9 protein-coding genes and 2 pseudogenes are annotated in these 12,575 nt (G+C 39.7%); 7 read left to right on the top strand and 4 right to left on the bottom strand.

The genetic code is table 11. The features are described 5' to 3' along the window. Window positions 1-22: 22 nt before the first annotated feature. Window positions 23-1,153, bottom strand: a complete 1,131-nt coding sequence (locus tag MD535_RS19665; RefSeq protein WP_265676752.1) for a carbohydrate porin — start codon at window positions 1,151-1,153, stop codon at window positions 23-25. 236 nt (window positions 1,154-1,389) lie between these two features. On the opposite strand from MD535_RS19665, the gene MD535_RS19660 reads away from it, so the two are divergent. The 4 genes from MD535_RS19660 to MD535_RS19645 all read left to right on the top strand — a co-directional run bounded on the left by MD535_RS19660 (window position 1,390) and on the right by MD535_RS19645 (window position 5,405). Then, complete coding sequence (locus tag MD535_RS19660) at window positions 1,390-2,589, top strand: ParA family protein (RefSeq protein ID WP_108167740.1); 1,200 nt, start codon at window positions 1,390-1,392, stop codon at window positions 2,587-2,589. Next, window positions 2,589-3,662 carry a ParB family protein gene (locus MD535_RS19655; RefSeq protein WP_105058899.1) on the top strand — a complete coding sequence of 358 codons (1,074 nt, stop codon included), beginning with the start codon at window positions 2,589-2,591 and terminating at the stop codon, window positions 3,660-3,662. Before MD535_RS19660 ends, MD535_RS19655 begins: the two co-directional genes overlap by 1 nt. An 819-nt stretch (window positions 3,663-4,481) precedes the next feature. Then, entirely contained in the window at window positions 4,482-4,658 is a 177-nt protein-coding gene (locus tag MD535_RS19650; RefSeq protein ID WP_171750932.1) for a hypothetical protein, read from the top strand. A gap of 114 nt (window positions 4,659-4,772) precedes the next feature. After that, window positions 4,773-5,405: a winged helix-turn-helix domain-containing protein gene (locus MD535_RS19645; RefSeq protein ID WP_171388191.1), complete on the top strand. Its 633-nt coding sequence runs from the start codon at window positions 4,773-4,775 to the stop codon at window positions 5,403-5,405. A 68-nt stretch (window positions 5,406-5,473) separates the two neighbouring features. Here MD535_RS19645 and tnaA read toward each other — a convergent pair whose 3' ends face one another. Further along, the gene (gene tnaA / locus MD535_RS19640; RefSeq protein WP_237300775.1) at window positions 5,474-6,889 is read right to left on the bottom strand and encodes a tryptophanase; all 1,416 of its coding nucleotides are present in this window, start codon (window positions 6,887-6,889) and stop codon (window positions 5,474-5,476) included. A 467-nt stretch (window positions 6,890-7,356) separates the two neighbouring features. Here tnaA and MD535_RS19635 point away from each other — a divergent pair, with 467 nt between their 5' ends. Both MD535_RS19635 and MD535_RS19630 read left to right on the top strand, forming a co-directional pair. Continuing rightward, window positions 7,357-8,643, top strand: a complete 1,287-nt coding sequence (locus tag MD535_RS19635; RefSeq protein WP_265676751.1) for an opine metallophore biosynthesis dehydrogenase — start codon at window positions 7,357-7,359, stop codon at window positions 8,641-8,643. Window positions 8,644-8,734: 91 nt separating this feature from the next. Continuing rightward, a complete protein-coding gene (locus MD535_RS19630) occupies window positions 8,735-9,163 on the top strand; it encodes a GNAT family N-acetyltransferase (protein ID WP_171388189.1) in 429 nt (142 codons plus the stop codon). A 120-nt stretch (window positions 9,164-9,283) separates the two neighbouring features. Here the strand turns inward: MD535_RS19630 and MD535_RS26210 are convergent. Further along, window positions 9,284-9,741 (bottom strand): annotated as a pseudogene (locus tag MD535_RS26210) (metal-dependent hydrolase). Between the two features lie 116 nt (window positions 9,742-9,857). Here MD535_RS26210 and MD535_RS19625 point away from each other — a divergent pair. Further along, a complete protein-coding gene (locus MD535_RS19625; RefSeq protein WP_265676750.1) occupies window positions 9,858-10,157 on the top strand; it encodes a hypothetical protein in 300 nt (99 codons plus the stop codon). A gap of 1,039 nt (window positions 10,158-11,196) precedes the next feature. Here the strand turns inward: MD535_RS19625 and MD535_RS19620 are convergent. Continuing rightward, window positions 11,197-11,537, bottom strand: a pseudogene (locus tag MD535_RS19620) (hypothetical protein); the annotation flags it as partial. Window positions 11,538-12,575: the final 1,038 nt, after the last annotated feature.

Genomic DNA, 12,575 nt, shown 5'->3' with positions numbered 1-12,575 from the left:
GGGAAGAGCGGCTTGGCTTACATTAAAAACTGAAGTGAATATTACCTCTTAAACCAACAACCCAGCTGTCATCAGCTTTTGAGTTATTCGGTAAAGAATAAAGATATTGCACGTTAGGGGTTAGGGAAATCGGCCCCCAATTCATTCGGTAATAAATTTCTGAGTTATAAGATTCGTCCACTACCCTAGGGCTATTAGGTTTAGCCCAACCAACAGCAACACCAAGCAGACCAGGCCCTACCCCACTATATCCGGTGCCCAACACGACAGAAGATTTGTATAGAGCCTCAGGTCCTTGCGCGACACCGGCTCTGAAAAATGGTATCCATGAGCCCGTTTTATATATGGACGACCAATTTGCGCCATAGTTTTCGCTAGCTTGCTCTTTTCGCCCATCACTGTGCCAAACGGTTAGGTGTGAATTCTTCAAATAAAAATCGTCTTTCGACTCCACCCAACCTATTTCTAGGGACTTAAAGTATTGATTATCATTAATGAACTGTTCAACACCATCGAAAGGCTTAGTCGAATCAGCTTTTGCATCAGAGAAACTTGCATAAAAATAATAATTTTCCGACATCATATGGCGTAGAACGCCGCCGAATGTTGATTCATCTGGGATTGGGATGGAACCGGAACCGGTACTAAACTGTAAGTTAGAAAAACCATAGTAAGGGTTACCCAACTGATAAGTATCAACATAATCAGTCGCATCTAAAAAACCAACCATCATATCGGTAGATTGTTTATTAAAGGTTTGTGTCCAATAAAGATTCGTTAACCTTAAACCTATATCACTAAAAGCGGGTTGGATTAAACCAAACCCTCCGACATTAGCCATGACAAACTCATAGGGCGTACTATCTGTATAACCGTGCTTATGATCGACCCTCAGCTGCAAAGCTCCAGTATCACTCTCTTTTTGATATGCAAGCCAATTTAATGTAATGCGTGCTATGCCAGCCGCTGCGCTGCTCTCCTGATCCGACAAGTTTTCACTCGACGTTAAACCAAACACATAGTAATCCACCGCACCCTTTAGAGCCTTCTCTTCAGCAGCACTCGTCCACGTTGGTGTGATAAAAACGCCAGCACCGACAAGCGTTAACCAAAAACGCTTGGCTTTCTCCGTAAATGGGACTTTTTCTCTCATATCAATAACTTCCTGTTGTTGTCATGGGGTTGTACGACTCAGCTCAACTTTATTTTTATTCAGTCGATTATTAATACGGATTTGGAAAATGAATACTTGTAATTAATAAATAATTTAAGTGTTCTGCTTTATTGATTTGTCATAATCATTTGTTAAAATAAAAAATCCCTCAATTTTAGATACCAACATCAAAAAATGAGGTATATACTATTTCTCATTCCTATATGGAGGCAGAAATGGAAAACCAACACACTACAACCACGTTTCAAGCGCTTAAAACCGGTGCAGACGCTTATATTCAACGTCGCAATCAACGTTTACTGGCTAATCACCGCAAAGAGTTGCGTAACTTCACCCGAGCAGAGGCATCAACCTACCTTGGCATTGATGCAAAAACGCTTGATCGGTACGTTACTGCCGCTGAGATAGATCCTCGTCGTCATGAAGACTCCCAATGGTCGATCGATATCGCGGAAATGTACAAGGTACGTAACCTACTGCCAAATAATCTACGTAAAGACGATAAGTTTATACGCAGTGAGCAGCAAAAAACGCAAGTGATGGTTATCCAGAACCAAAAAGGCGGGGTTGGCAAAACCGTTTCTGCCGCAACTATCGCATCAGGTTTAGCGACCGAGTTTCACCAAGAGTACCGTATTGGTTTAATAGATATGGATGGCCAAGCCACACTTTCAATGTATTACGCCCCCGAAGCCGAGCAAGAAGGTAACTTGTCTGTTGGTGATCTGATGATGAAAACCTTCGATCTTGATGAAGGTGAAACCGTTGAACAAGTTATCTCTGAAGCCTTTCTTGAAACGACTATCCCAAACTTACGCATTTTACCTGCAGCACAAAGTGATCGGGCGATGGAAGGTTGGTTTCATGAGCAAGTGTTCGGCCAAACCTTAGCTTCACCTTATTCACTACTAAAAGACATCATAGATAACGTTAAAGACGAGTTCGATATCATCATTATCGATACCCCACCTTCGCTCGGCTATGCGACCTTTAACGCGTATTTTGCCGCAACGAATGTAGTGTTCCCTTTGTCGATTACAGAGAATGACATTGATGCTACCTGCTCTTACTTCAGTTACATTCCACAAGTGTGGGCGCTGTTAGAGAACGCAAACCATGAAGGCTACGACTTCATGAAAATACTACTTACTAACCATCGTGATAGCTCAACCACGACCGAATTAATGAATAACCTGTACGATCAGTTCTCTCCTTACTTGTACTCTAAAGAGTTTAAGCACAGCGAAGCTGTCCGCCAGTCATCTTCCCTACTCTCGACCGTGTTTGACCTGTCCAAAAGTGAATACCCGAAAAGCAAAGCAACCTTCCAAAGCGCGCAACAAAACAGCTATGAAGTGACAAGCCAGATCTTGCGCGATCTTCTCAACGTTTGGCGTGAACAGGAGAACAAATAATGGCGAAAAAACGTGGCGGTAGCCCTCTAGGCAATGCTCCTGGTTCAGCGCAAGCACAACAGTCCGCGGCCAAAGCTAATTTAGACACACTCACAAATCAACTCAGCACTGAGCTAGAAAAAAGTGGACAAAACGCTGAAGATTACCTTAGAGCGACATTCGGATTAGAGTCCGTTGGCCAAAAAATGGTTTGGCAACTAGCTTCTGGTTCAACAGCGACCTTTAACGAAGTGACATTGTCACACGATCAGGTTAAGCAGAACTCTTTTGTGACTTTTGATGTTAATGGCCGTGACCAATCTTTGCTAACCAAAGAGTCATTGGAAGATTTAAACTCGTTAGAGTTTCAACAGTTTTACCCTGCTGTTGGTCGCGAAATAGATGGTCGTATCGATGTGCTTGATGGCTCTCGCCGCCGTGCTTGGTTCTTATTTCAAGAAGGCCGCGTAAAAACATTTCGAATTCTCGTCACCCAAGACGAACTGTCTACTGCCGATGCCAAAGCACTAGCAAAACAGTTGCAAACCGCAAAAGAGCACAACCAGCGCGAAATTGGATTACAGTGTCAAACTCTCATGAAGAACGGCGAACTCACTCAAGAGGATACGGCAAAAATCTTAAATATAAGCCGCCAAGCAGTAGGTCGAGCGCTAAAAGCAGCCAGTATTGACAGTAAATTGATTGCACTATTCCCTGTCGTTAACGACTTGTCTCATACTGATTATTCACTGCTAGCTAAAGTGATGAAAGCCTTTACCAATGATAATAAAGCTTTGAGTAATTTCATAAAAAAAATAACCAGTAAAGCTGTCAATGCTCAGCCTGAGCAGAGCCAAGAAGACGCCAAAGACGAGCTGATTACTTGCATTAAAACTGAGTTAAAGATTGTTGAAACCAAACAACAATCAGACAAAGCTACCGTGACTTTGTTAGCTGAATTCGACAGCAAAGGTATGTTCGCACGTAAAAGAGTGAAAGGCCGTAACTTCTCGTATGAATTTGGGCGATTATCCAAGGATGTTCAAGCTGAACTTGATGAAGCTATCCAATCAATACTAGGTAAACATCAGTAACCCTCTCAAAAAAGGCTCTATTTCCTCGGAGCCTTTCTCCTTCTCTATAATCACTAGAATCCTACAAAAAATAGGATGACTACAAGTAACACGACTAAGCCATTAATAACAAAATAGGTTTGGGGAACTTCATTATTAGACTTAGCATGACTTCATCCTCTATATCCAAAAAAATTGGCTAAGTGCAGAGTGCTTGACTCGAGGTGAGCCAACGTTTAAATGGTGGTTAAAACCTGACAAAAAAACCATTAATTTATGGCTAATAAATGAACTCAAAGACCTTGAGTTAATCCCACCCTAAAACAATCTATATTTCCGATTCTTGCGCTACAAACTGGGGAAGAAAAGCAAAATAATGCTACTTTCGGGTTGAGAACATCGACAAACACGCTATCCCAAAAGATTTTACGAGGGAAGTGACTAAAAACCGTAGCAAAACCGTCTGAGCGACACTATAAAGCATAGCTGGAAGGCGTAAAGAAGAACCACCGTAACAAACATCAACAACTGATTATTTTCTAGTATTCTCACCCTCCTTTTATTTCCTACTACACTAAAAAAAACCATGACCTCATAAGGACTGCTCTTTTGAAGGATTCTATCCTATACAAATAAAGAATTTATAATTTCATATACTCACCCAGCTAATAACGTATAAGTTAATGTTATTATACTGGTTTATCTATAAATAATATAAATCAGTACAAACTAATGGTTAAACACGTTTATTAATAATCATTTTTTATTAAAAATTCAGAATGTATAACTATAAATTGAAAGGGTACGATATGAATACATTCTCAAAAGGAGTTTTGGGGTATGGAGACACTTATATGCCGTTCTTTCCAATCATTTATCGACTTCTGCGACAATGATATCGTTGAGGGCAAAAATGTTCATTGCACCTTTAAAGCCTGTAAGGATAAAGACTGGCGTTGGATGCAAATCTACTTAGAAGAAAAAAGAGGTAAAGATCTCACCTTTAGCTTAATATGAAATTGGTGGCACAATTTCATTTTTTAAAAAACTCACACTTCAATTCAAAATATGAAACATTATATTAAGTCTAGATATAACCTAATACCCCCCCTAAGAATATGGAGAAATGCTATGTTAAGAGCACAATTGGACAACGTAAAACTACCTATAGGTAATTGCGTATTGCAAAGAGACGAATCGGGGGCTCAACTCATTCTCAGTAATCAAAAATCATTTTCAATCACCCTGCCTGAAAGCTGCATATTAGAAACTCTGATCCAAAAAGAAGAATCTATCTCGACTAAAGAAGAGTTAGTCATTGCTGCATGGGGTAACCCGGATATCATCGGCCCTAACTCTTTGCCAGTCGCTATTACCAACCTCAGAAAAGTATTAGAACTTGATAGTATAAAGATCGTTAATGTTCCAAGAAAAGGTTACAAGCTCCATATCCCTGAGTTTGAAACTTCTCTAGACCCACCCAAACCGATAAAATCACTTCATTCTAACCATTTCAAAAGAACATCCAATAACTACCTAAGACTCTATCAATGGGCTCTTGTGGTCTTATCTTCTACTACCCTCTCTGTACTAATAATCAGCTATTTCTACTTTTGGCACACATTTGACATCGTCAACGTCAACGTCAATAAGCAATCGAGCCAAATCTGCCTAGCTAAAAAAGATGAACTTAAATTCATCATCTTAGCCTCTCAAAACAACTTAGTTTATCAGCCCCTAGAAAGCTATCACACTAACCCATAACCCTCATTACTCTTTAATTTTTCAGAAAAAGAGAAACAGCCCCTTTGCTGTATGCAAAGGGGCACGACTTAAAGTGCAGGTTCAAATGTAGCGTTAAAGTGTCTCAATACCTTAGGCTCATAAGTAAACTTTAAACCTGCAATCGATGAAGCACGTTTCTTTACTTCTTTAAAAGCGGCAATAATGTAATCAAGGTGGGCCTGTGTATAGGTTGCTCTGGGAATAGCTAAACGAAACAATTCAGCTGGGCAAGGAAGCTGCTTTCCTGTTTCAGGATCACACCCTAGTAATAAAGAACCGATTTCTGCACCTCGAATTCCTGCCACCTTATAAAGCTCACAAGACAAAGCATGTCCCGGAAACTGTTCTGGTAAAATATTAGGTAATAATGCACCAGCATCAACAAAGGCAGCATGCCCACCCGCTTGCTGGCAACGAACCCCTAACGCTTCTAAGCCATTAACTAAATATTCGACTTGCTGCAAGCGTGACGCTAACCAGTCTTCTTCCATTCCATCATAAAGCCCAACAGCCAAACGTTCCATCGCCCCACCTTCGAGGCCTCCATATGTTGGAAAGCCCTCCAATAACACACATAACGTTTTGCATTCCAACTGCACATCTAAGAAGCTATCGTCTTTGAAAGCGAGTAGCCCCCCAATAGGAACCATTGCATCTTTTTTTGCTGACATAGCAAAAATATCGGCATATTTAAACACTTCTCTAGTGATCTCTTGAATACTCCACTCTGAATAGCCTACTTCACGCTGCTTAATAAAATAAGCATTCTCAGCAAAGCGGGCGCAATCCATAACAACAGGGATATCATAAGATTTCGCTAATTCATAAACAGCCTTAAGATTTCCAATAGAGACTGGCTGGCCACCTGCAGAATTGCAAGTAATCGTGCTCACAATATAAGGCACGTTTTTAGCTCCAACCTCTTCGATTCCAGCTGCGAGCGCTTTCAAATCAAAGTTACCTTTAAAGTCTGCTTTAATTTTAGTATTAAAAGCTTCAGGTAAAGGCACATTGATCACTCGACAGTTATTGTGTTGGGTGTGCCCTTGTGTGGTATCAAAAAAGTAATTTGAAAATGCAGCCATTTTGTTTCGTTCTAGCCCCTTATCTCGCTCACATTTATTGATCAAAGCGGGGACATATAGCTGTTCAGCTCCCCGCCCTTGGTGTGTGGGGATGGTAAAATTATAACCAAAAATATTTTTTACCGCTTGACTAAGTGTCCTGTAGCTTCGACTGCCACTGTACGACTCATCACCTCTCAACATTGCAGACTGCATGGCTTGCGTCACTGCACCTGTACCACTATCAGTCAGCAAATCGATAAACACATCGTCACTCTCTAATAAAAAAGGGTTGTACCCTGCTTTCATCAGCGCCTGCTCTCGTTCTCGCTCCGTTGTTCTTTGAACTGGTTCAATAACCCTGATTCGATAAGGCTCCGGCAAATAGTGTGAATCCATCGGATGTTCTTGATTATTGCTACTTACTGACATAGGTATTTCTCCAGACATTTTTATTATTAAATGAGTGCTTGGGGAAGGCATAACTAAAACTCTGTAGTCAGTACATTCCATCCTGGTTAATTACGGATTAAGGCGCTTCTAGCTTTTCTCAATCCAACCTCATTAAAATTAACCCAAAAAATGGGTTTGGATATTAATTTCAGCGTAAATTAACTATTAATAAACAAGGTATATTAAGTAAAAAATGGAACTGGAGAGGCCAAATAATTGCGCTTTCCCAAGAAAGAAAATATTCAAATTCACGCGCAATTGGCAAGAAGGAGAGTAAAGCTAAGTCATTAATTTTTATTATTAATAATAATTAAATAAAAGATATATTCTCTATAGTTTTACTATAGAAAATCATGGTATTGATAAAGAAAATAAAGATACCTTTCTGGTAAAATAGAGATAGCGATTTTATTATGATTCTAGGCAATACATTAGTTGTAGGCGCAGGACCCGCCGGCATTCAAACCAGTCAGATTCTTTCTCCTTTTAGCAAAAAAATAGCTCTCATAAGCAAAAGTTCTCATCAATGGGAGAATAGAAAAAGACTAATGCGACAGCACGAAAACGTTGCTAACTGTGAAGTAAGTAATCCACAATTAGCACCACTAGTTGGTCTTATTAAATTTGATGAGCTTTATACAGACTTATCTCCCCTTCCCTCTTCCTGGGATACGTTAGTCCTAGCGACTCCCGCTCACGCTTATTGTGATGTGCTGGCTTCTTTTTCTAAACTCTGCTTAAAAAATCTAAAGCAAATCATCCTTATGTCATCCATGATCGGTGGGTGTCTTATTCTAAAAGGGATGTTAAAAAAGAAAGGGGCATCTCCAAATATCATTCTTTTTTCTAGCTACTTTGCAACGTCTCATTTTTCATATAATCCAACAACACAGCACCCCCTTACTGTCACGACTAAAACTGTGAAAAAAAGGGTGTATATTTATCTCTCCGAACCCAATGAGGTATTGTTTAATGCTTTAAGAAACGCCTTAGAAAAAGTTGAAGTTCAAGTCATCCTATTTGATAACCCATTTAGTGTAGAAGGCAGAAACATCGCAACTTATGTACATCCTGCTTTTTTAATCAATACGTTTTCTTTAGATCATATTATTTCAAACGAAGAAGACATTAAATATATGTACAAGCTCTATCCCGAAGGCCCTATCACCATGGGGTTGATCAAAGAATTACTACATCATTGGAAATCAATTTCTCGACTACTAGAGCATTACTCAGCGGAACCAATCAACTTGCTTCAGTTGCTCAATGATGAAAACTTCCCTATACATGAGGTTACAATTCCAAGGAATAAAATAGATTCTTTCAATGAACTTAGTGAGATGGAGCAAGAGTACCTACTCTATGTCCGATATAGCACAATACTGATAGACCCAGACCCTTTTTCAGAATCCAACACAAAAAAAAACACTTTTGAGGTTTCAGCTAAACCTTATCTCAAGGGAAAGGTTAGGCAAGGACGACTACAACTACCTAGAGCACCATTAGAAGATTTGCAGACACTTTACTGGCTTAATCACTTAGTTCAACAATCTAGCCTTGTTTCTTCTATCACCTTTCAATCAATAGAAGTATTTGAATCTTGGGTAAAAGAAAGAAACCTACCCAGTACATTAATCCAAGCCTTAAAACAACGCGCTTATGAATACTACGTTTATGCGACACCTTCTCTCAGCCAATAAATTATCCTTAATTACTATAAGCATAGAAGGTGTTTGCTTAGCATTTTACTGTTTTGCTTCACAAGAAGTAACGAAGGAAAAGGAGATTAAGGTGCGAATAAGAAAAGCAACTATCAACGACATATCCTCTATCAATGCTCTATGTCATGAACAGCTGGCAGGCAGCCACAGTAAAATTAGGCATTACAACAGAGAGCAAAACGAATACAGCTTGAATGATTACAACTTAAGTAATCTAAGAATTATTGACTTACTTTTCACCGAATCCTTGATGAAAGAAAAGATCGAGAATAAAAACATTTATTTTTTTGTCGCTGAAACAAAAAAGAAACAAATAGTAGGCTACCTAATAATCAGTGTTCATTATCCTAAAAAAAAGCCAGTAATCCAACAACGAGCTCCATCTTTCTATGCTTATATCGAACGGTTCTATGTATCGTGTCAATATCACGGACAAGGTATTGAACTAGCACTACTCAATAGTTTTGATTATTGGAAAAAACACAAATCAACCCACTAATATTATCTTTCAAAATACGGGGAAAAGTTGTCAATGCTCAGGCTGAGCATTGACAACTTTTCCCCGTATTTAAATTAGTCTAAAACGATTAGCTTTCCATTCAAGCGCCTCAATCACACCTTATTGATACATGCATCCCCAATCAAAAAAGAAAAGGTGAAAACCAGTCCCACAAGTAAGGTGGGAGAGGGTAGTACACACCATCACCCCTCCGGCCGAAATAGCATATTCAATTGGGTAGCCTGTCCGAAATATTCCTCCAAACAAATAAAAACTTCTGTCGCTGTAAGGCTAGAAAGGGACCCCAGACACTGTCATCACATCAATCAAGATATGGCTAGCGCCGCCCCAAGCAAATGCCATCCCGATCCCGTAGGAATCCTAAACCGAAATAAAGGCGAGGGCAGCGAGTAACCATGAGTAAATACATGCGTAGAGCCTCGATGCTTGATGTGTCTATTACCAAGCTTAAGCACGTATTCAAACCAATTGGGGGCAGTTACACCTTCAACACAATGAGGCGATGAAATTACAGCGCAAATAGCGCCAACAATTAATGTGTGATTGAGCCATTTAATTGTGAATAAGTATCGGAAGTAGAGCGGAGAGGAAAGCGAGTTTTTGAAGGTAAAGGTCAAACTTGGTTGTTACCACCGTATAATTGGACTCATTCCTAATTACTAAAGAATTAGAAGTGAGTCCTTCCATGGTATCTAAGTGGATAAATGAACTTGTTGAAAGCGGTCTATTATCAACAGAATCGTCATTAGAAAATAACACAACTGATTATTCAACAGAGCAGCTATTTTTCATCGTAATTGATACTGCAACAATGTCTGAACGAGAGTTGGCTGAATACTGTAAGCTAAAGGGTTATTTGTCGATGACGTTAAAGCCAGGCGAACACTATCAATCAAGGCACAGAGTACAACATCGGCCTCCTCATTATCACACAATGAAAATAAGCAACTACGTGAATATCGCCGAAAAATAAAAACTCTAGACAAAAGAATTAGCACGTAAAGAGAAATCACGCACTGAAACGGCTTTATTACCTGATTCTGCGGGAAAAGTTCAATGCCCTCAGGGAAACCAGCGAGGAAGACTGATTCCTATTCCAGAGCGGCTTAAAATTGTCACTATTGTTGACGAAGCTGTACGTAAGGGGACAACAAAGACAACAGCTTGCACTACCCATTGGATTGTCCATACGAACGTTTCAGCGCTGGACACAGAATACAGGAGAAATCTCAGACGACAAGCGACAACACCTTCATAAAAATGAGCCTCACAACAAGCAATCAGAAACAGAAAGACAGCAGATCTTAGATACCTGCAATGCTCCAAAGTATGCAAACCAAATCAGGTCTGGAATTGGGGGAATAGGAAGCAGAGTTACTCCAAAGGACAATATGGCGAGAAAGGTGCGTTCATAGGAGCACTGCACTCTGACAACGGTGCTCCTATGAGAAGCTACACTATACTTGCAAAGATGTATGCCCTTGGAGTAGTAGATCTTACCTTACTCTAGGCCTTGAGTAAGCAATGACAACCCATACTTAGAGTCGTTGTTTAAACCAATAAAGTATTGCCCTTCTTGGCCACTTGATGGGTTATCTTCCATTGAAGAAGCTCAATGTTGGATGGATAACTTTGTAGATTGGTAAATAATGAGCATAAAGTATATAACACCTCAACAGAGACAATGCAGCGAGGATAACGAGACTCTCCGTCAGCGTATATAAATCTACGGCCAGACTCAATTGGCTCATCCAGGCAGAATCGGCAAACAAGAGACTGGAGTTATATCTATGAGGTGTACTTGACCCTAAAAAGTGCAGCGTAACCATTAGTGTTACTGAATTGTAAAAAAACGACAACTTGCTTGAAAAACAGCGGGAATCAGTGATCGGTTTAAACCTAAATGGATTATCAGAATGCTCCGATATACACAATCCAATCGGTATATGTAGCTTCACACATCACCACCAAAAAGAGATAAAGCCCCATTAGTTTCTATCGATCGATAGCTTGCTTGCTACTGAGGTAACTGTGGCGATACGACGTTGATACTCCCATTCAGCTCGCGAGATTGTTCAGTTGTCGAGTAAAACGGCATCTTGCCAATAACCCCAATGTAATGCTTTGTGGCTTCAAGCCATCCTTCTGGGTCATATTCATCGATATTGAATTTCATGCCAGCACCAAGCTTACTCTTCTCTGGGTAGCACTTAAGTACAGTATTAAAAATTAAATCCGGATCCACTTTTGGTGCCGGCGGGAGGGTATGGGTTGAGACATTATAGTGGGGATCTTAACCTTTTAACTTTTAAAGTAGGGGGGGGTCGTAAGACTTGATTTCTGACGGAAGCAACTCAGCTTCTTCTCAAGGGATACTCATCCCCCAATCATTGGCGTAAGCAGCACTGAACCCAAATAAACTAATCCATATAAGGAAAACATTAATCAACACGCGTTGACCTTCTTCCCATTCCTAACATCTGTAAATCACCAAGCACCCACAACCATAAACCAAATCAAGGTTTTGCTGTGTCTAACTTACATCGCTTACTAAGTTAATTAACTGTGAAAAAGACGTGACAATAGGCCAAAAAGATAGAAGAAGTAGTCCTTGCTTGACGCCATTAACCACACTTTGGAAGATAGTAAACATTTACGTACTATCTGTGCTTTCTAGTCAGTTTATGCGTATCATCGAAGTAAAGCTTGAGTATCAAGAAGATAATCAGCCAAGAAATCCACTTTTATCAAATTGAGCCTCCTCCAAGGCTTATAATGTTCTGAATGTACTTTGTTGTCTTGGGACCATTTTGCAATGTATTTCATCTCCCTACCTAAATTGTACACTCCAGTAATTGTCTGACAGCAAACTGGTTTCTTTACGATCACAATTTGACGGAAAGCATCTTGGATCATTAACAATCAATGATCCACATAACGTGTTTCCATCTAGACAATGTGACACTGTTACTTACTATTTTTACCAAGCTAAAAACTTAGTTCCCCCCATTTATTTTATATCACTGGTGAATACCTACAACGATCAGAGTAGTAATCCCCTAAGATGCAAGTACATAACAAAAAGTTAATGGATCAAATAAGATTGTTAGAGTGTTAACACTTACTTAATGAGCAACGTCAAAGCTCCCTAGAGATTTGACGTTGCTCGTTAAGTCACCGGCTGAACCTAAGTGAAGTTGGTATTGTTATAAAACTAGATCCTAAAGGTTCTAGTTTCTTAGTACCCGCCTAAAAATATGAACATTTGCCGAAATCATATAGATATTCACCGAAGGTATATCAATATTTACCGAAGAAATATTGATATTAAACGATCAAACATATAAACATTTACCGAATTAAAGAATTTCACTGTTAACATTAACCGATC

This window comes from Vibrio qingdaonensis (assembly GCF_026191675.1).
Lineage (GTDB): Bacteria > Pseudomonadota > Gammaproteobacteria > Enterobacterales > Vibrionaceae > Vibrio > Vibrio qingdaonensis.
The sequence above is the reverse complement of the archived record's forward strand: the minus strand, read 5'-3'. Positions and strand labels throughout refer to the sequence as shown.